Annotated in this window: 15 protein-coding genes; 8 read left to right on the plus strand and 7 right to left on the minus strand. The window is 69.7% G+C overall.

The genetic code is table 11. The features are described 5' to 3' along the window. Nucleotides 1-124 precede the first annotated feature (124 nt). Both QF035_RS34650 and QF035_RS34655 read right to left on the minus strand, forming a co-directional pair. Nucleotides 125-391: a protealysin inhibitor emfourin gene (locus QF035_RS34650; RefSeq protein WP_055616049.1), complete on the minus strand. Its 267-nt coding sequence runs from the start codon at nucleotides 389-391 to the stop codon at nucleotides 125-127. A gap of 70 nt (nucleotides 392-461) precedes the next feature. Continuing rightward, a complete protein-coding gene (locus tag QF035_RS34655; RefSeq protein WP_307524540.1) occupies nucleotides 462-1,532 on the minus strand; it encodes a M4 family metallopeptidase in 1,071 nt (356 codons plus the stop codon). A gap of 446 nt (nucleotides 1,533-1,978) precedes the next feature. Between QF035_RS34655 and leuA the strand changes: the two genes are divergently transcribed. The 6 genes from leuA to QF035_RS34685 all read left to right on the plus strand — a co-directional run bounded on the left by leuA (nucleotide 1,979) and on the right by QF035_RS34685 (nucleotide 10,475). Further along, nucleotides 1,979-3,700, plus strand: a complete 1,722-nt coding sequence (gene leuA / locus QF035_RS34660; protein WP_307524542.1) for a 2-isopropylmalate synthase — start codon at nucleotides 1,979-1,981, stop codon at nucleotides 3,698-3,700. Nucleotides 3,701-3,872: 172 nt separating this feature from the next. After that, nucleotides 3,873-4,583 (plus strand): TerB family tellurite resistance protein, encoded by a 711-nt coding sequence (locus tag QF035_RS34665; RefSeq protein WP_307524544.1) that lies wholly within the window; start codon nucleotides 3,873-3,875, stop codon nucleotides 4,581-4,583. Between the two features lie 252 nt (nucleotides 4,584-4,835). Beyond that, nucleotides 4,836-6,965 carry an MMPL family transporter gene (locus QF035_RS34670; protein WP_307524546.1) on the plus strand — a complete coding sequence of 710 codons (2,130 nt, stop codon included), beginning with the start codon at nucleotides 4,836-4,838 and terminating at the stop codon, nucleotides 6,963-6,965. A 110-nt stretch (nucleotides 6,966-7,075) separates the two neighbouring features. Further along, complete coding sequence (locus tag QF035_RS34675) at nucleotides 7,076-8,434, plus strand: sensor histidine kinase (protein ID WP_373466779.1); 1,359 nt, start codon at nucleotides 7,076-7,078, stop codon at nucleotides 8,432-8,434. Further along, nucleotides 8,431-9,102: a response regulator gene (locus tag QF035_RS34680; protein WP_307524547.1), complete on the plus strand. Its 672-nt coding sequence runs from the start codon at nucleotides 8,431-8,433 to the stop codon at nucleotides 9,100-9,102. Before QF035_RS34675 ends, QF035_RS34680 begins: the two co-directional genes overlap by 4 nt. 209 nt (nucleotides 9,103-9,311) lie before the next feature. Further along, entirely contained in the window at nucleotides 9,312-10,475 is a 1,164-nt protein-coding gene (locus QF035_RS34685) for a sialidase family protein (protein WP_307531650.1), read from the plus strand. Between the two features lie 299 nt (nucleotides 10,476-10,774). On the opposite strand, the gene QF035_RS34690 is transcribed toward QF035_RS34685, so the two are convergent. From QF035_RS34690 to QF035_RS34710, 5 genes are all read right to left on the minus strand, one after another. Further along, nucleotides 10,775-11,710 (minus strand): dihydrodipicolinate synthase family protein, encoded by a 936-nt coding sequence (locus QF035_RS34690; RefSeq protein WP_307524548.1) that lies wholly within the window; start codon nucleotides 11,708-11,710, stop codon nucleotides 10,775-10,777. Beyond that, on the minus strand, nucleotides 11,710-12,801 hold the full coding sequence (locus tag QF035_RS34695; protein ID WP_307524549.1) for an oligopeptide/dipeptide ABC transporter ATP-binding protein: 1,092 nt from the start codon (nucleotides 12,799-12,801) through the stop codon (nucleotides 11,710-11,712). The genes QF035_RS34690 and QF035_RS34695 overlap by 1 nt, the downstream gene beginning before the upstream one ends. 1 nt (nucleotide 12,802) lies before the next feature. Next, entirely contained in the window at nucleotides 12,803-14,845 is a 2,043-nt protein-coding gene (locus QF035_RS34700) for a dipeptide/oligopeptide/nickel ABC transporter permease/ATP-binding protein (RefSeq protein WP_307531652.1), read from the minus strand. Then, the gene (locus QF035_RS34705) at nucleotides 14,845-15,807 is read right to left on the minus strand and encodes an ABC transporter permease (protein ID WP_269648972.1); all 963 of its coding nucleotides are present in this window, start codon (nucleotides 15,805-15,807) and stop codon (nucleotides 14,845-14,847) included. Before QF035_RS34705 ends, QF035_RS34700 begins: the two co-directional genes overlap by 1 nt. A 99-nt stretch (nucleotides 15,808-15,906) precedes the next feature. Further along, complete coding sequence (locus QF035_RS34710) at nucleotides 15,907-17,535, minus strand: ABC transporter substrate-binding protein (RefSeq protein ID WP_307524553.1); 1,629 nt, start codon at nucleotides 17,533-17,535, stop codon at nucleotides 15,907-15,909. Nucleotides 17,536-17,902: 367 nt separating this feature from the next. On the opposite strand from QF035_RS34710, the gene QF035_RS34715 reads away from it, so the two are divergent. Beyond that, nucleotides 17,903-18,583 carry a FadR/GntR family transcriptional regulator gene (locus tag QF035_RS34715; protein WP_373467007.1) on the plus strand — a complete coding sequence of 227 codons (681 nt, stop codon included), beginning with the start codon at nucleotides 17,903-17,905 and terminating at the stop codon, nucleotides 18,581-18,583. Further along, nucleotides 18,580-19,038 (plus strand): protein-tyrosine phosphatase family protein, encoded by a 459-nt coding sequence (locus QF035_RS34720; protein WP_307524557.1) that lies wholly within the window; start codon nucleotides 18,580-18,582, stop codon nucleotides 19,036-19,038. The genes QF035_RS34715 and QF035_RS34720 overlap by 4 nt, the downstream gene beginning before the upstream one ends. Nucleotides 19,039-19,099: the final 61 nt, after the last annotated feature.

Genomic DNA, 19,099 nt, shown 5'->3' on the forward strand with positions numbered 1-19,099 from the left:
TTGCCGGTTCTGCCGGGGCGCCCGAAGGGGAGGGGCTTGCTGTGATTCGGCGGCCGCGGGTCGGATGTGGCTGGTCGCGCGGTTCCCCGCGTCCCTGGAGGGGCGCCCCCGTGGGGCGGTGTCTTCAGGAACCCTCCTTCAGGACCCTTGAGATCAGTTTGCGTTGCTCCTCCGTCAGGCGTGGGTCCGCGCAGTAGACCGTTCTGCCGTTGACGGTGATCTGGTAGCTGAAGCCGTCCGGAACCCCTATGGGGGGCGTGCCCCGGCCGGACGCGATCGCCTGTTCGGCCAGGGCGTGCCACTCCTGGGCGTCGGTGCGGCCCGAGGTCTCCACCTCGGCGTGCCGCTCGATGCCCGCGAATCCGCCCGTGCGCCTCACCTGAATACGCATGGGTCCTGTCTAGTACGAAACGGCTCCACTATGAAACGGCTCTAGTGCGAAACGGTGGCGCGGGTCACGGTCACAGAGTTCGTACCCCGACCTGCTCCCACGCCTTCGTCACGGCCTGCAGTTCGTCGCCCTCGCCGAACGAGGCGCGTGCCCTGGCCACGGTCAGCGTCGCGAAGTCCGTGAAGTTGGCCTTCGAGCCCAGCTCGCCGCCGGTCAGCACGTCGTACCAGATCCGTCCGGCACGCTCCCACGCGTGCCCGCCCAGCGCGGTCGCCGCGAGGTAGAAGGCGTGGTTCGGGATGCCCGAGTTGATGTGGACGCCGCCGTTGTCGCGGCCCGTCTGTACGTAGTCGTCCATCGTGGCGGGCTGCGGGTCCTTGCCGAGCACGTCGTCGTCGTACGCGGTGCCCGGGGCCTTCATCGAGCGCAGGGCCGTGCCCGTGACGCGCGGGGCCAGCAGGCCCGCGCCGATCAGCCAGTCGGCCTCGGCGGCGGTCTGGCCGAGCGTGTACTGCTTGATGAGCGCGCCGAAGACGTCCGAGAAATGCTCGTTCAGGGCACCAGGCTGGCCGAAGTACGTGAGGTTCGCCGTGTACTGCGTGACGCCGTGGGCCAGCTCGTGGCCGATGACGTCGACCGGGATGGTGAAGTCGAGGAAGATCTCGCCGTCACCGTCGCCGAAGACCATCTGCTCGCCGTTCCAGAAGGCGTTGTTGTAGTCCTCGCCGAAGTGCACGGTCGCGTTGAGCGGCAGTCCCTCGGCGTTGATCGAGTTCCGCTCGTACGCCTTCTGGAACAGCTCGAAGGTCGCGCCCAGGCCGGCGTACGCGCGGTTGACCGTGGCGTCCTTACCGGGCTTGTCGCCCTCGCCGCGGACCTTCTTTCCGGGCAGGTCCTGCTTGTGCTTCGCGTCGTGGATCGTGCGGTTCGGCTTGTCCTCGGCGGCGCCCTTCGGCGGGGCCAGGGTGGGCGCGCCGATGACCGTGGTCAGGCGGCGGTGGGTGCGCTCGAAGGCGTCGCGCTCCAGGGTGCGGCGTGCCTTGCCGGCGAGTGCCGGGTCCTCGGCCTGGGCCAGGGTGTCGAGGACGTGGGGTGGAACGATGGTGCAGAAGACGGGCTCGTAGCCCCCGTTTGTCGTCATGGTCGGCACCATTGCACTGCGTGATGCTGCTGTCACTAGAGGCAACCATGATTGGTGAAATGCGGGGATGTGGGCGCCGCGGGAGTGACTCGCTGTGGTACAGCCGCGGGCCGTGTGTGGCTTGTCGCGCAGTTCCCCGCGCCCCTAAAAGAACACAGGCCCCCGAGCCCCGAAGGGGGAAGTGCGCCGATGTGTGACGATGTGACCTTGTGCACCTTTTGTGACGCAATTCCCCGGCGTCCCGCATACTGATACGAACCCTCGCGTGGGGCCTGGCTCGGCTAGCATGCGGAGCATCATGCGTTACGGGCTGCTTCTCCTTAGCTGCCGCGGCGAGGGCCTGTAGTCGAGGCCGACCCCCTCCCCGCGGAGTTCGGCGTTGCGCCGTCGGCCGTCCCTCGGATTCTCTCCGAGGATCAAGCGGACCAAGAGGAGCCCCTCGCATCATGGCCAATCGCCAGCAGCCCACCTCTATGCCGATCCACAAGTACCGCCCGTACGACCAGGTCGACATCGCCGACCGTACGTGGCCGGGCAACCGGATCACCGTCGCCCCCCGCTGGCTCTCCACCGACCTGCGTGACGGCAACCAGGCCCTGATCGACCCCATGTCGCCCGCGCGCAAGCGCGAGATGTTCGACCTGCTGGTGAAGATGGGCTACAAGGAGATCGAGGTCGGCTTCCCGGCCTCCGGCGAGACCGACTTCGCGTTCGTGCGCTCGATCATCGAGGACGAGGACGCGATCCCGGACGACGTCACCATCTCCGTACTGACCCAGGCCCGCGAGGATCTGATCGAGCGGACCGTGGAGTCGCTGAAGGGCGCCAAGCGCGCCACCGTCCACCTGTACAACGCCACCGCGCCGGTCTTCCGCCGGGTCGTCTTCCGTGGCTCCAAGGACGACATCAAGCAGATCGCCGTCGACGGCACCCGGCTGGTCGTGGAGTACGCGGAGAAGCTGCTGGGCCCGGAGACGACCTTCGGCTACCAGTACAGCCCCGAGATCTTCACGGACACCGAGCTGGACTTCGCCCTGGAGGTCTGCGAGGCCGTCATGGACGTCTGGCAGCCGGGCCCGGGCCGCGAGATCATCCTCAACCTGCCTGCCACGGTGGAGCGTTCGACCCCGTCGACGCACGCGGACCGCTTCGAGTGGATGTCGCGGAACCTGTCCCGCCGTGAGTACGTCTGCCTGTCCGTCCATCCGCACAACGACCGGGGTACGGCCGTCGCGGCGGCCGAGCTGGCGCTGATGGCCGGGGCCGACCGTATCGAGGGCTGTCTGTTCGGGCAGGGCGAGCGGACCGGCAACGTCGACCTGGTCACGCTGGGCATGAACCTGTTCTCCCAGGGTGTGGACCCGCAGATCGACTTCTCGGACATCGACGAGGTGCGGCGCACCGCCGAGTACTGCAACCAGATGGAGGTCCACCCGCGCCATCCGTACGTGGGCGACCTGGTCTACACGTCCTTCTCCGGCTCCCACCAGGACGCCATCAAGAAGGGCTTCGACGCCATGGAGGCCGACGCGGCCGCGAAGGGCGTCACCGTCGACGACATCGAGTGGGCCGTCCCGTATCTGCCGATCGACCCGAAGGACGTCGGGCGTTCGTACGAGGCCGTCATCCGGGTCAACTCGCAGTCCGGCAAGGGCGGTATCGCGTACGTCCTGAAGAACGACCACAGCCTGGACCTGCCGCGCCGGATGCAGATCGAGTTCTCGAAGATCATCCAGGCGAAGACCGACGCCGAGGGCGGCGAGGTCACCGGCAAGGACATCTGGGCGGTCTTCCAGGACGAGTACCTGCCGAACGCCCAGAACCCCTGGGGCCGTATCCAGGTCAGCAACGGCCAGTCCACGACCGACCGTGACGGCGTCGACACGCTCACCGTCGAGGCCGAGGTGGACGGTACCGAGACCGTTCTGGTCGGCACCGGAAACGGCCCGATCTCAGCGTTCTTCCACGCCCTGCAGGGGATCGGGATCGACGCCCGGCTGCTTGACTACCAGGAGCACACGATGAGCGAGGGCGCGTCCGCGCAGGCCGCCTCGTACATCGAGGTCGCGATCGGCGACAAGGTTCTGTGGGGAATCGGCATCGACGCGAATACGACACGCGCCTCACTGAAGGCTGTGGTCTCCGCGGTCAACCGCGCGACCCGATAAGGCCGTTCACCTGCGTTTCTCCGGTCCCGTCCGCCTCACAGGCGGGCGGGACCGCGGCGTGTATCAAGCCATGTCACAGAGTGGTCTCGCCCTGGGTACTGACTCTTCCTCAACAATGTGGCTAACATCACGCCAACGCGGCGATGTTGCCGCGGCGTTACGGAGGTGCGACGTGCTGCCAGGACGGGGACGAAACGGCCGGTTTGTCCGCGCCGGCTCCATGGGCGTTTCGCGCATCCTCGGAACCCGCACGGCGTGGACCACTGTGGGCGACGGCGAGTTCTTCTGCCCCGGCTGCGGAGGCGACCGCAACTACCAGCGCCTCACCGGCCGCCGCCGCTTCACCTGCCTCGGCGTACCGGTCCTCCCGCGCGGCGAGACGGGTCCCGTCGTCGAGTGCGCGGCCTGCGGTCACCACTACAGCGCGGACGTCCTCGACCACCCCACCACGACCCGTTTCTCGGCGATGCTCCGTGACGCCGTCCACACCGTCGCGCTCGCCGTCCTGGCCGCCGGCGGCACCTGCGCCCGTACGTCCCTGGAGACGGCCGCGAGCGCCGTCCGCTCGGCCGGGTTCGACGACTGCACCGAGGAGCAGCTCGCGGCCCTCGTCGAGGCGCTCGCCGCCGACACCGGCCGGATCTTCGGGGAGCCCTGCGGGCCCGGGCTGGCCATAGAGCTCCATGAGGCTCTGGACCCGCTGGCTCCGCACCTGGCCCCTGGCGGCCGCGAGGCCATCCTTCTCCAGGGTGCTCGTATCGCTCTCGCCGACGGGCCGTACACGCCTGCTGAGCGCGAGACGCTCTCGACGGTTGGCGCTGCGCTGACGATCTGTGCGGATGATGTGACGCGGTTGCTCACGGCGGCGCGGACGCCGTCGTGACCCCGGGGTGGGGCCGGGCCCCTCGTGCCCTCCCGGCGGGGGCTGAGTGATTGCTGCGGGCCGGTGGGGGCTGGGCGCGCAGTTCCCCGCGCCCCTTACGGGGCGCGCCGTCGATTACTCCCAGGGGAGTAATCCCTGCCCCTCGCCGCCCCCGGCAGTACGGTCCACCTCGCTCTCCCGCCCGACGAAAGCTGTGGTCTTCGACGGAAGTCTGGGGACCGAAGCAGACGTCACCCGGAGGGAGATCGGTCAATGGGGGCCGGACAGACAACCACGACGAGGACGGGGCGCGGGCGAGCCGTTCCATGGGCGGTGCTCGGGCTGTGGATCGCCGTGCTCGCGCTCGTCGGGCCGTTCGCGGCGAAGCTCGCCGACGTGCAGCACGACCGGGTCACCGACTACCTGCCGGCGAGCGCCGACTCGACGCAAGTGGCGGAGATCCAGGAGAAGTTGCCCGGTGGCGAGACCACCGAGATGGTGCTCGTCTACCACCGCGACGGCGGGCTCAGCGCCGCCGACCGGGAGACCGCCGCAGGTCAGGTCGCGGAGATCGCCGGGCAGCACGAGCTGATCGGCGGCGCCCCGAAGGGGATTCCGTCGAAGGACGGTACGACCCTGATGTACCCGGTCGCCAGCAACGAGCCCGGGACGAACGAGAAGTTGCGGGACGAGCTCGTCAACGACGTCCGTGAAGTAGCCCAGGGCGAAGGCGGGTTGAGCGTCGAGGTGGGCGGCACCGGCGCACTGGCCACCGACGCCGCCGAGGTCTACAACTCGCTCGGCGGACCGCTGCTCTACACCACCGTCGCAGTCGTCGCCATCCTGCTGATCCTGATCTACCGCAGCCCCGTGCTGTGGCTCGTGCCCCTCGTCGTCGCCGGGATCGCCGACTTCATGTCGATGGGTGTCGCCTACGGCCTCAACCAGGCCTTCGGCACGACAGTCTCGGGGCAGAGCTCGGGCGTGATGACGATCCTCGTGTTCGGGGCGGGCACGGACTACGCGCTGCTGCTCGTCTCGCGCTACCGGGAGGAACTGCGGCGCATCGAGCGCCCGTACGACGCCATGGTCGCCGCCCTGCGCGGCTGCGGGCCCGCCGTGCTCGCCTCCTCCGGCACCGTCGCCGTCGGACTGCTGTGTCTGCTCGCCGCCGACCTCAACAGCAGCCGGGGCATGGGCCCGCTCGGCACCGTCGGCGTGCTGTGCGCGCTGATCGCGATGCTGACCCTGCTCCCCGCCATCCTCGTACTGGTCGGGCGGCGGGTGTTCTGGCCGCTCGTGCCGGCCTTCGGGAGCGAGCCCAAGCAGCGGCGCAGCCTGTTCTCGGCGATGGGCAGCTCGGCCGGACGCAGGCCGCTGACCGTGCTCGCGAGCGGTGCCGTACTCCTCGGCGCTCTCGCCCTGGGCTCGCTCAACCTGCCAGGACCGGTCAAGCAGGAGGACTCCTTCGTCGACAAGCCGGAGGCCGTCGCCGCGATGGAGACCCTCGGCAGGGCCTATCCCGAGCGCGGCAGCCAGCCCATCGACGTGGTCACCCCGCAGGGCCGCGCCGACGAGACCCTCGCGGCCGTCCGCGGCACCCCGGGAGTCGGCAGCGCGGAGAAGGGACGTACGGGAGACGGCTGGACCGAGATCTCCGTCTTCGCGAAGAGCGCGCCCCAGTCGGCCGGGGAGACCGCCACCATCAAGTCGCTGCGGGACGAGCTGAAGGGCTCCTACGTCGGCGGGGCCAGCGCCCAGCAGATCGACCTGGAGGACACCAACGCGCGGGACACGAAGGTCGTCGTGCCGCTCGTCCTGGTCTCCGTGATGCTCATCCTGATCGGGCTGCTGCGGAGTCTGGTCGCACCGCTGCTCCTGGTGGTCGCGGTCGTCGCGGTGTGGGGCGCGTCCCTCGGGATCGGCGGGCTGGTCTTCGGACCGCTCCTCGGCTTCGAGGGCACCGATCCGGGGCTCGGGCTGCTGTCGTTCGTGTTCCTCGTCGCCCTCGGCGTCGACTACGGCATCTTCCTCATGCACCGGATGAGGGAGGAGTCCCTGTCGGGAGCGGAACCGGCCGCCGCCGCGCTCACCGCGCTGCGCACCACCGGCGGTGTCATCGCCTCCGCCGGACTCGTCCTCGCCGCGACCTTCGCCGTGCTGACGAACATGGGCCTGGTGCAACTGGTCCAACTCGGCTTCGTGATCGCCGTCGGCGTCCTGCTCGACACCTTCCTCGTACGGACGTACCTGGTGACCAGTGCCAGCGTCGCCCTGGGCCGGAAGGTGTGGTGGCCGGGCGTGCTCTCACGGGAGCCCGAGCCGGCCGAACCGGCCGGGCCGAGCGGACCTGGCGGACCGACCGAGCCGCCACGGCGGCCGGAGTCCGTCGGCGCACCCTGAGCACACTGATCGAGCACTCTGATCGGGCACGTTGATCCGGCGGTTCGCCCGGGCGCCTCTCCTTTCGGAGGGGCGCCCGGGTGCCCGCACGAGTACCGGAAGATGGAGCCGTGGAAGAACGGGGAACGACCACAGGGGTACGCGACCGGTCGGCGGCGGAGACGGCGGTCGGCGGCGGGCGGTCCCGCCGCGTCGAGCGCATCATGTCCGCCATCAACCGCGAACCGCTGACCGCGCCGCACCGCACCCGCAACGACGCGGTCCTCGCGATGGGCGTCGCCGTGCTCGCCGTCGCCATCGCCCTGATGGGCGGCGAAGGGACCTGGCCCGGCCCGCTCGGCTGGACGCTGCTGCTCGCCGGGCACGTGCCCCTCGTGTGGCGGCGGCGCAGTCCGGTGGCGGCCCTGCTCGGGGTGGCGGCCTGCGTGGCTCCGTACCACGCTCTCGACAACAACCACGCCCTGCCCATCCCCGCGACCCTCCTGGCGCTCTACACGGTCGCGGCGACCGGCACCGTACGCCGCACGCTGCTCACCGGTGTCGCCGTCCTCGGCCCGACAGTGATCATCAACGGCCTCACCAATCCGAAGGGGGCGCTGGAGTTCCTGCGGATCTCCGGCTGGATCATCGCGATCCTGTTCATCGGTATCGATGTCCGCTATTACCGCCGGTACGTCGCCTCCATCGTCGACCGGGCCGAGCGCGCCGAACGCACCCGTGAGGAGGAGGCCAGGCGCCGCGTCGCCGAGGAACGGCTGCGGATCGCCCGGGACCTGCACGACCTGCTCGCCCACAGCATCACGCTCATCGGCGTCCAGACGTCCGTGGCGGCCCACGTCCTCACCGCCGACCCCGAGCGCCTCGACCGCAAGGCCGTCGCCCAGGCGCTGGACGACATCGCGGGGACCTGCCGGACCGCCCGGGGGGAGTTGCGTACGACGCTGGAGGTGCTGCGGGCGCACGACGCGGTCGTGGGAGTGGGCACAGACCTGGGCGCGGGGGCCGGTCCCGGTTCCGTTTCGGGGCCCGGGGACATGCGGGGGCCGCTGCCCGGGATCGACGGACTGGCCGGTCTCGCGGAGTCGGGCCGGGTGGCCGGGGCCAAGGTCGAACTGTCCGTCCGCGCGGACGGCATACCGCCCTCCGTGGGCGCCGCCGCCTACCGGATCGTGCAGGAGGCGCTCACCAACGCCGTACGCCACGGTGGCCGCGAGGACCTCACCGTGCGGGTGGGTCTGTGGACCGCGGACGGCGCGCTGCTGGTGAGCGTCAAGGACGACGGGACGGGCGGGGACGCGGACGTGGGCGGCGCGGCGGGCCCGTCCGGCGGCACGCCGGGGTTCGGGCTTGTCGGAATGCGGGAGCGGGCCCGTAGCGTGGGCGGCACACTGGACGCCGGACCGGGGCCCGCCGAGGGCTTCGAGGTGACCGCCACACTGCCGCTGCCCCGGGAGGACGAGGCTCGATGACGATCCGCGTACTGCTCGCCGACGACCAGAATCTCGTACGGGCCTCCTTCGCGATGCTCGTCTCGTCGGCCGGTGACATGGAGGTCGTCGCCGAGGCGGGTACCGGGCGGGAGGCCGTGGCGCTGGCCCGGTCGGCGCGGGCCGATCTCGTCGTGATGGACATCCGCATGCCCGACCTGGACGGGATCGAGGCGACCCGGCTCATCGCCGCCGACGAGGATCTCGCGGGTGTGAAGGTGCTCGTCCTGACGACGTACGACACCGACGAGCACATCGTCGAGGCACTGCGGGCCGGGGCGTCCGGCTTCCTCGTGAAGGACATCCGGCCGGCCGAACTCCTCGACGCCATCCGGACGGTGGCCGCGGGGGAGTCCCTCCTCTCGCCCGGTCCCACCTCACGGCTCATCGCCCGCTTTCTGCGCGCGCCGGACACCGCGACGCCGTCCGCGGTGGGCGGGCCGAGCGGGCTGTCCGAGCGGGAACGACAGGTACTCGCGCTCGTCGCGCGCGGTCTCAACAACACCGAGATCGCCGACGCGTTGGGACTCAGTCCGCTGACCGCGAAGACCCATGTCAGCCGGATCATGGGCAAGTTGGCGGCGCGGGACCGGGCGCAGCTGGTGATCGTGGCGTATGAGTCGGGGCTTGTGATACCTGGGGCTGTCTGAGTTCGTCCGAGTTCGGGCACCCCTCAACTGCCTTTGGCTGCAAGGGCATTGCTCTGTCCCTCGGTGCGCACTAGTTTCTCGTTTCCCGAGAGACATCCCACGTCCTATGTCTCGCGTCCTCAGGAGAAACCGTGGCTTCCTCACGTCGTCGTCTTCGTCCGATCGCCCTTGCCGGTGTCGCGGGGCTCGTCGCCGGACTCGCCTCCGGAATCGCGTCCACCGGTACCGCGTTCGCCGCGGAACGGCCGTCGCGGGGGTGTGTCTCCTCCGTTCCGTACGCGGCCGGGCAGAACGGGTACGACACCTACCGCATCCCCGCCACCGTCACGACCCGCACGGGTGCCGTGCTCGCCTTCGCCGAGGGCAGACGTGACGGTGCCGGGGACACCGGGAACATCGACGTCGTCCTCAGACGGTCCTTCGACGGTGGCTGCACCTGGGGGCCGCTGTCCGTCGTCGCGGCCGGGAAGGGGGACACGCGCGGCAATCCGGCGCCTGTCGTCGACCCCCGTACCGGGAAGGTCGTCCTCCTCACGTCCTACAACAGCGGTGCTGTGACCGAGGCGCAGATCATGCGCGGGGAGGTCACGGCCGAGCAGAGCCGGCGTGTCTTCGTGCAGACGAGCCGGGACGACGGGCGTCGCTTCAGCGCGCCGCGGGACATCACCTCGGCGGTGAAGCTGCCGGGGTGGCGGTGGTATGCCACCGGGCCCGGGCATGCGGTGGCTCTGACGCGGGGGCCGTACGCCGGGCGGCTCGTCGTGCCGTCCAACCACTCGGCCTCGCCGGCGGCCGGCTCCGCCGACACCGGGCAGGAGGCCAAGTACTACGGGGCGCACGCGATCTACAGCGATGACGGTGGGGTGACGTGGCGGGTCGGGTTCGTGGACGACCTGTACGACGGGGTCGAGAACGCGAACGAGAGTATTGCCGCGCAACTGCCCGACGGGCGGCTGTACTTCAGTTCCCGGGACCAGCACGGGAGCAGTGTGGGCAACCGGCTCGACAGCTACTCCAGTGACGGGGGTGTGACGCTCGACCGGCCCTATCTGGTCCAGCCGACGCTCAATGACGTGCCTGTGGTTCAGGGCAGCGTTCTGCAGTTGACGGGGGTCGGCCAGGGGACGGGGGCTCCGTTGCTCTTCTCCGGGCCGTCCGTGCCCACGGTTCGGCAGTCCATGGCGGTCTGGCGCAGCGCGGACGCGGGCCACTCCTTCACCAAGGCGAAGACTCTCTCCACGCTGCCGGCTGCGTACTCCGACCTCGTCCAGCTGGGGTCCGACAGGGTCGGGGTCCTTTACGAGACGGGGGCCGCGGGGATGTACGAGGGGATCGAGTTCCGGCGGGTGGGGGTGGGCGAGCTGCGGGGGTAGGGGGTTTCTTTCGCCCCGCCGCCCCTACCCTCCCCCACTCTCGGCTTCGCTCGAGCGGGGGGACCCCCATCGTCACTAACTCAGGGGCTCCGCCCCCGAACCCCCGCCAAAAGATTGCGCAGTTCCCCGCGCCCCTTAAAGGGGCGCGGGGAACTGCGCAACCAGCCACATCCGGACCCGCACCCGACAACGCACCCCACGGGGTCTGGGGCGGAGCCCCAGAAGGACGATGGGGGTCCCCCCGCTCGAGCGAAGCCGAGAGTGGGGGAGGGTAGGGGCGGCAGGGGCGAAAAAACGTCCTACAACAAGCCCGCCCCCGCCAAGAACTTCCCCACCCCTTCGATCTCCTCCGGTGACAGCGGGACCTGTGGCTCGGCCGTCGCGGGGCAGGCGATGATGCCCCTCAGATGCAGGGCGGCCTTGAAGGCGCCGAGCGCCGAAGAGCTGCCCCCCATCCGCCCCCCATCCCCCACCCGCACCATCCCGAACAACGAACACAACCGCTCCTGCTCGTCCCGAGCCCGCTCCCAGTCGCCCTCCCGGCAGAGCCGGTACAGCCGCACGTACCCGTGCGGATCGACGTTGGCGAGCCCCGGCACCGCCCCATCCGCCCCCATCGCCAGCGCACTGTCCACGACGAGTTCGGACCCGGTGAGGACGGAGAACCCCGAGACCCCGGGATGCGCACGGGCCCCGGTCACGACGGCCCGGAAGCCGCCCTCGTCCCCGCTGGAGTCCTTGAGCCCGGCCAGCACCCCCTCCGCGGCCAGCTCCAGCACCAACTCGGTGCCCAGTTTGGAATGGACGGCGACCGGGAGGTCGTACGCGAACACCGGGGCAGGACAACGGGAAGCGATCAAACGGTAGTGGCGGGCCACCTCCGCCGGGTGCGTGCGGGTGTAGAAGGGTGCTGTCACGACCACCGCGTCGGCGCCCGCCTCCGTCACGTACCGGACGTGGTCCAGGACCCGCGGGGTCGTCATGTCGATGGCCCCGGCGAGCACCGGGAGCTGGCCGGACACATGGCCCACCACCGACTCGACGACCAGCCGACGGTGACGGTCCGTCAAGTACGCCGCCTCTGATGAGGAACCCAGGACGAACAGGCCGTCCACCCCGCCGTCCACCAAGTGGTCGACCAGCCTCAGCAACGACGGGACGTCCACCTCGCGGTCCGGTGTCAGGGGCGTGCAGACGGGCGGTACGACACCGGTCAGCGGGGCGGGCACGGGCATCAGGGCTCCCTGGGCATCTCGGCCATGGCGGTGGCCTCCGGAACGGTGGTGACGGCCTGTGCGACCAGGTCGCGTGTCGACTGACCGTCCTCCACAGGATGGTGGCACCGAAACCGGTGCCCCGGACTCGACGCGGCCGCGAAGTCCGGCATCGTCCCGGCACAGACCGGATCCGCCTTCCAGCAGCGGGTGCGGAAGGGGCAGCCGCTGGGCGGACGGGTGGCCGACGGTACGGGGCCCACCAGCGGGATCGGGTCGATCGGGTCGAGCAGTCCCGGTGTCGCCGAGAAGAGCGCCCGTGTGTACGGGTGCCGGGACCCGTCCGTCACCTCGTCGGCCGGGGACTCCTCGACGATCCGGCCGAGGTACATCGTGATGACCCGGTCGCTCATCCTCCGTACGGTCTGGATGTCGTGGGAGACGAAGACCAGTGCCAGGCCGAGCCGTTCCTTCAGGTCGAGGAGGAGGTTGAGGATCTGGGCGCGGACCGACACGTCCAGCGCGCTCGTCGGCTCGTCCGCGACCACCAGATCGGGGTCCAGGGCCAACGCCCGTGCGATGGCGACCCGTTGGCGCTGACCGCCCGACAGCTGACCGGGGAGTCCGTCCGCCAGTGCCTTGGGCAGGCCCACCAGCGACATCAACTCCCGTACGCGGTCCTCCCGTTGCCGGGCCGTTCCCCGCCTGTGCACGTCGAGGGGGTCGCGCAGGATCTGCCGTACCGTCAGCCGGCGGTTCAGGGCGGTCGACGGGTCCTGGAAGATCATGCCGGTGCCCGCGCCCACCGTGACCCGCCGTTCGGCCGGTGGCATCGTCCACAGGTCGCTGCCGCGGAAGGACACCGTGCCGGACGTCGGCTTCTGCACCCCCACCAGCACCTTGGCGAGCGTCGACTTGCCGCAGCCGGACTCCCCGACGACGCCCACCGTCTCGCCGGGCGCGATGGTGAGGTCGGCGCCGGTGAGGGCGTACACCCGGTCGCGTGCGAACAGGCCGCCGGTGCGCGCCTTGTGGACGACGTGCGCGTCGGACAGCACCACGAGCGGGCTCCCGGGGCGGCTCACTTCATGGCCATCGACAGGCTGGGTCATCTCACGGCCTCGCTTCCGTCGGCTCGGGCGGTCCGGACGGTCCGGCGGGTCCGGTTGCTTCGGTCGGCCCGGTCGAGGTCGCGGTCAGGGCGATCGCCGGGTGGTGGCAGGCGACCTCGTGGCGGCGCGGCGGGCCCGCCAGCCGGGGAGCCGTCGTACGGCACACGTCCGTCACCATCGGGCAGCGGTCGGCGAACCGGCAGCCCGCAGGGAAGTCGGCGGGCGACGGTACGACTCCCTTGATCTGCGTCATCCGTTCGGCCGCCGACTCAAGGGACAGGACGCTGCCCAGCAGCCCGCGCGTGTAGTGGTGGGAGGGGGACTCGACGAGGTCCGCCGTCACGCCAGACTCCACGATCTGGCCGCCGTACATCACGACCACCCGGTCGGTGACATCCGCGATGAGGGCCAGGTCGTGCGAGACGAGGATCAGCGCGAAGTCGAGTTCGGCGCGCAGCCGCAGCAGCAGCTCTATGATCTGCGCCTGCACGGTGACGTCGAGGGCGGTCGTCGGTTCGTCGGCGACGATCAGCTTCGGGTCCCGGGAGAGGGCCATGGCGATGAGTACGCGCTGGCGCTGGCCGCCGGACAGTTCGTGCGGGTAGCTGCGCAGGGTGCGTTCCGGGTCCAGGCCGACCAGTTCGAGGAGCTCGGCGCCCGTACGCGTGCCGCCCCTCCTCACAACTTGCTTGAGCTGGGCGCGAATCGTCATCGCCGGGTTCAGGGAGGAGAGCGCGTCCTGGTAGATCATCGCCATCTCGTGGCCCAGGAGTTTTCGGCGCACGCTCATCGGCTCGCCCACCAACTGCCACTGATTGAACCGCACATGGCCGCGCACCCGGGCGCCCTTCGGCTCCAGGCCCATCACGGCGAGCGCGGTCAGCGACTTGCCGCAACCCGACTCGCCCACCAGGCCCAGGACTTCACCGGGCTGCACGTCGAAACTGATGCCGTCGACGATGTCCACACCCCCGTGGCGGGCATCGAATCCGATGGCCAGGTTCTCCACGCTCAGCACCGGTCGGCCCTCGGGGAGAGGCCGTGCCCGGGTGCGCAGCCGCTGGGCCGCCTCCGTCAGTCCCGGCAGTTCGAGCACCTTGCCGCTGCCGGGCTCGGGTGCTTCCAGCCGGTCCTCCTCCTCGCGCGCCTCGACGTCCCGCGCGGCCGGCGCCGCCCACGCGTCCGAGACGCCCTCGGAGAGGATGTTCAGCGACAGCACGGTGACCAGCATCAGCAGACCGGGGAAGACGGTCGCCCACCAGCCGCCGGTCAGCACCATGTTCTTGCCGTCCGCGATGACACTGCCCCAGGACGGGTCCGGCGGCCGCACACCCGCGCCGATGAAGGACAGCGACGCCTCGAAGACGATCGCCTCGGCGACCTGCACGGTGCAGAACACCAGGACCGGGGCGGCACAGTTGATGGCCACGTGCCGCCACACGATGTGCGGCGTACGCGCTCCTATGACCCGCTCGGCCGTCACGTAGTCCTCGCCGTACTGGTCCATCACGTTGGCCCGTACGACCCGTGCCATCGGCGGCATGTAGAGGAACGCGATCGCGCCGATGAGGATCGGGATGCTGCCGCCGAACACCGCGACGAAGACTGCCGCGAGCGCGATGCCCGGGAAGGCCATGACGATGTCGAGGCAGCGCATCAGCGTCTCGTCGACCGCCTTGCGCGAGGTCGCCGCGATCGCGCCGATGAGCGCCCCCACGACGAGCGCGAGCCCGGTCGCGCCGAGCCCGATCGCCAGCGACCAACGGGCCCCGTACATCAGCCTGCTGAGGATGTCGCGGCCCAGGCTGTCCTGCCCCATCCAGTGCTCGCCGGACGGCGCGCCCTCGCCGTGGCCGTTGTCGACCAGGGTCGCCTGGTCGAGCGGGTCGTGCGGGGCGATCAGCGGGGCGAGCAGGGCCGTGAGGACGACGATCCCGATGACCACGACCGCGATCCGCGAGATCAGCGGGAGCCGCTTGAAGCCCCTGAGGCGGATGCCGGGCAGGGAGAGCTTCTCCGCCAGCCGCTTCCGGTACATCAGCATCATGCTTCGGCACTCCTCAGGCGCGGGTTGACCAGCAGATAGAGGATGTCGATGACGAGGTTCACGACCACGAACCCGAAGGCGATCGTGAGCACACCGCCCTGCACGACGGCCGGATCACCGTTCTTCACGGCGTCGATCATGAGCTTTCCCATCCCCGGCAGATTGAAGATCGTCTCGATGACGACCGCACCGCCGAGCAGATAGCCGACCCGCAGACCCAGGACGGTCAGCGGGTTCATCAGGGCGTTGCGCAGCACGTTCCGCCCGACCACGACCACCGGCGGCAGCCCGCTGCCGATCGCCGTCCGTACGTAGTCCTTGTCCAGCTCCTCGACCACGGCCGTACGGACGATCCGGGTGAGCTGGGCGGCGACCGGCAGCGACAGCGCCAGCGCGGGCAGCGTCATCGTCTTCAGCCAGCCCGTGAACGAGTCGGCCGGGTTGACGTATCCGCTGGTCGGGAACCAGCCCAGGTCCACGGCCAGGTACTGGATCATCAGCAGCGCCAGCCAGAAGCCGGGCGCCGCGACACCGGTCAGCGAGACGACCCGGATCAGCTGGTCCGGGAACCGGTCCCGGTAGATCGCCGCGGTGACCCCGCCGAGCAGCGACAGCACCACCGCGATGCCGAGGCCCAGGAAGGTCAGCTGCATGGTGAGCGGCAGCGCGGTGGTGACCTGGTCGACGACCGGGGCACGCGTCAGCGCGCTGACCCCCATGTCACCCCGGACCAGATCCCCGACGAAGTCGAAGTACCGCACCGGGAACGGATCCAGCAGTCCGTTGCGCTCCCTGAAGTCGTGCAGCTGCTGTTCGGTCGGGTTCGCGCCCTGGAAGTACGCGGACGCCGGATCACTGTCCGAGAACCGCATCACAACGAACACGAACAAAATGATCCCGAGCATCAACGGCACGAGCAGCACGATCCGCCGCCCAACAATTCTGACGATCGCGATCACGGGTGAATTCTCCCCTTACCTCTCAGGTCCGGCTGATCTTTTAGGGGCGCGGGGAACTGCGCGCTCAGCCCACGACGGCCCGCAGTCTCCGCACAACGCTTAAACCCACTTCGCCTGGAGCACGTTTATCCCCGGGTACGGCTGTGGCCGAATACCCGAAAGATCCCCCGCATTCCACGCGGTGATCAACTCGTTGTGCACCACCGGATAAATCACGGCGTTCTCCGCGACAATGTCGATGTACTCCTGCGTCATCGACTTCTTCTTCTCCGCGTCCGGCTCCTGCGTAGCCTGATCCATCCGCTTGAACAGATCCTTCGCCACGGAGTTGTTCTCCCACCGGGCATACCGCATCCAGGTGTTCCCGGGCCCGTAGTTGTAATGCATGATCAGATCCGCGTCGAGACCGAACTGGTTCGGATTGGACGCGGCGGCGACGACCTGGAAGTCCTTCTTCTGGTCGAGCTTCGTGAACAGCGCGGCCGTTTCCTGCGGTTCGAGGGTCGTCTTGACGCCGATGGCGTCCCAGGAGGCCTTGATGGTCGGCAGGCAGTCCACGATCCAGCTCACGTTGACCGCCATCAGGCTGACCGTGAGCCCGCTGACCCCGGCCTCCTTGAGGAGAGCCTTGGCCTTGTCCGGGTCGTAGTCGTAGACGGTCTTCGCCTTCCGGTACGTCGGATTCCCCTCGTTGAGATACGACGAAGCAGCCTTCCCATGACCGCGCAGCGCGGCCTGGATCATCTTCTCCTTGTCGATGGCGTAGTGCAGCGCCTGCCGCACCCGTACGTCGTCGAAGGGTTTGTGGGCGGTGTTGAAGAGGAGGAAGATGTGGTTCATTCCCGCCCCACCCTCGACCTTCAGGCCGCCCTTTTCGAGCTGGGAGATATTGGCGTACGGGATGTTGTCGGAGATCTGCGCGCCCGCGCTCGACCCCGAGATCTTCGCGACGCGCGGCGCGGCGTCCACGATCGTCAGCCAGTTCATCTTCTTGAACGCGGCCTTGCGGGGGCCGTTGTAGTCCGCGAACGCCTCGAAGGTGGTGTTGGACTTCGGGTGGTGGGCGGCCTGCCGGTACGGCCCGGAGCCGATCGCCTTTCCCGTCGTCGCCTCGTCCAGCGCACCCGCCTTCGAGAACACGTGCTTCGGCATGATCTTGGCGAGGGTGAGCCGCTGGGCGCCGTCGGGGAAGGGGAACTTGAGAATGAGTTCCACCGACTTCTCGTCGACCTTCTTCACCTCCTTCAGCCAGGACGCGAAGAAGTTCTTGGCGAGCGTCGTCGTCTTCGGATCCAGTACGCGCTCATAGGTGAAGACCACGTCGTCGGCGGTGACGGGCTGCCCGTCGTGCCACTTCGCGCCCTCGCGCAGTGTGAACTTCCAGGCCGTCGCCCGGAGATCCGCCGGAACGGCCGTCGCGAGCGCCGCGTACGGCTCACGGCTGATCGGATCGGTGTCGAGCAGCCCCTCGTAGATGTGGTGGTTGCCGGCCATCGCGAAGGCCGAGGCGGTCATCAGAGGGTCCCAGCTCTGGTCGTTGCCGTAGCCGATGACCGCGGTGAGCGTCCGGTCGGCGCCCTCGCCCCCGCCTCCCGTCTCGTTCGTGGACTCCGGTCCCGACGAGCAGGCGGAGAGCGTCGAGCTGATCGCGGCGGCGGCGCCCAGCGCGCCGGAGTACTTCAGGAACGACCGGCGGTGGAGCGCCGGTGCGTGGGTCGCGTCGCGCACGGTTCCTCCAGCAAGGGGTGGGAGATACGACGTCCTACGTCATAGGTGCAGCGTGACCATAAGAGGGCGCGTGGGGGTGGTCAAGGGAGCGCGCACGAATGCCGTTTCTTCCAGAGGTGCAACCAATGTCGCCCTGAAACGCGCCGAGTTGACGGATGGTCAATCGCCGATTGACGGCCGATCCTGCCGGGAGGTGGGACGTGGGATGTCCCGCGCGCGTACGATGCGGCGCATGTCTGAGCGGCGCGTATCCGACGACCACAGGAACGACAGCCCACGCAAGGACGGACGGCCCAAGGTCGACGGGCCCGGGGATGCCGGGCCCAGGAACTCGTTCCCCCGGGCGCGCTCGGTCCGTGAGCCGCGGGTGAGCAGTCAGATCCAGCGTGAGGTCATGCAGATGATCCTCGACCGCAGGCTCCGGGCCGGCGCGCCCCTGCCCACCGAGGCCGAGCTGATGGGGTCCCTCGGCGTCAGCCGCAACTCCGTCCGCGAGGCCCTCAAGGCACTCCAGGCCCTCGACATCGTGGAGATCAGACACGGTTACGGCACCTATGTCGGCGAGGCGTCACTGACCCCGCTCGTCGACGGTCTGACCTTCCGCACGCTGGCCCGACAGGGCGACGACACAGGCGCGTTGGCCGAGATACTCCAGATCAGGGAGGTTCTGGAGGAGGGGCTCGTCCGGCGGGTCGCCGGCACCCTCTCGGACGCGGAGCTGGCACGGCTGGAGGCCGTGGTGGAACGGATGGAGGAGGCGGGCCGCCCGTTCCCCGAACTCGACCGTGAATTCCACGAGTTGCTGTACGCGTCCCTCGGAAACGCCCTGGTGCCCCAGCTGTTGGGTGCCTTCTGGACCGTGTTCCGGCGGGTCGCCCGCGTGCGGGGCTGGACGGACGATCCGGCCCCCGACGTGACGGTCCGCCGCCATCGTGACATCGTCGTCGCCCTGAGAGCAGGAGACGTGGAGGGGGCGCAGAAGGCGATGGCGGACCATTTCCGCGGTATCGAGGCGCGGGCCGCGCAGGAGTCACGGGGGGTCGGATGAGCGAGGGCTGGGACGAGGGGACGGCCGGCGTACTGCGGCTGCCGTCCGGGCGGTTGGTCCGGGGCCGGGGGCTGCGGCACGGGCTCGACCCCTCGGCGGTCCCGCCGACGTACGGCCTCTATCTCCTCGGCAAACAGCCGCCCGAAGTCCCTTGGGACACACGGTGGTTGAAGTGGCCGGACTTCTGGCTGCCCAGGGACAGGGCGGACGCGCGGAAGGTCCTCACGGCGACCTGGGGGCGGGCCGCGGATTCCGGCGAGCGTGTCGAGGTCGCCTGCGGGGGCGGTCGCGGACGGACCGGCACGGCACTGGCCTGCCTCGCCGTCCTGGACGGCGTACCGCCCGAGGAGGCCGTGGAGTTCGTACGACGGAACTACGACCGCCACGCCGTGGAGACGCCGTGGCAGCGGACATACGTACGTCGGTTCGAGGAGGGAGCGGGGCCCGGTTCATGACGGGAACGGTCCCCGCCGCTTTGGGGGTGGGGCGGGGGCGTAGAAGTGGTTTGCCACTTCC

The organism is Streptomyces umbrinus (assembly GCF_030817415.1).
Taxonomy (GTDB): domain Bacteria; phylum Actinomycetota; class Actinomycetes; order Streptomycetales; family Streptomycetaceae; genus Streptomyces; species Streptomyces umbrinus_A.

What these genes read in the sequence shown, in the direction of transcription:
- QF035_RS34650 (WP_055616049.1), bottom strand. Translation starts at nt 391, where the DNA reads ATGCGTATTCAGGTGAGGCGCACGGGCGGATTCGCGGGCATCGAGCGG.
- QF035_RS34655 (WP_307524540.1), bottom strand. Translation starts at nt 1,532, where the DNA reads ATGACGACAAACGGGGGCTACGAGCCCGTCTTCTGCACCATCGTTCCA.
- leuA (WP_307524542.1), top strand. Translation starts at nt 1,979, where the DNA reads ATGGCCAATCGCCAGCAGCCCACCTCTATGCCGATCCACAAGTACCGC.
- QF035_RS34670 (WP_307524546.1), top strand. Translation starts at nt 4,836, where the DNA reads ATGGGGGCCGGACAGACAACCACGACGAGGACGGGGCGCGGGCGAGCC.
- QF035_RS34680 (WP_307524547.1), top strand. Translation starts at nt 8,431, where the DNA reads ATGACGATCCGCGTACTGCTCGCCGACGACCAGAATCTCGTACGGGCC.
- QF035_RS34690 (WP_307524548.1), bottom strand. Translation starts at nt 11,710, where the DNA reads ATGCCCGTGCCCGCCCCGCTGACCGGTGTCGTACCGCCCGTCTGCACG.
- QF035_RS34695 (WP_307524549.1), bottom strand. Translation starts at nt 12,801, where the DNA reads ATGACCCAGCCTGTCGATGGCCATGAAGTGAGCCGCCCCGGGAGCCCG.
- QF035_RS34700 (WP_307531652.1), bottom strand. Translation starts at nt 14,845, where the DNA reads ATGCTGATGTACCGGAAGCGGCTGGCGGAGAAGCTCTCCCTGCCCGGC.
- QF035_RS34720 (WP_307524557.1), top strand. Translation starts at nt 18,580, where the DNA reads ATGAGCGAGGGCTGGGACGAGGGGACGGCCGGCGTACTGCGGCTGCCG.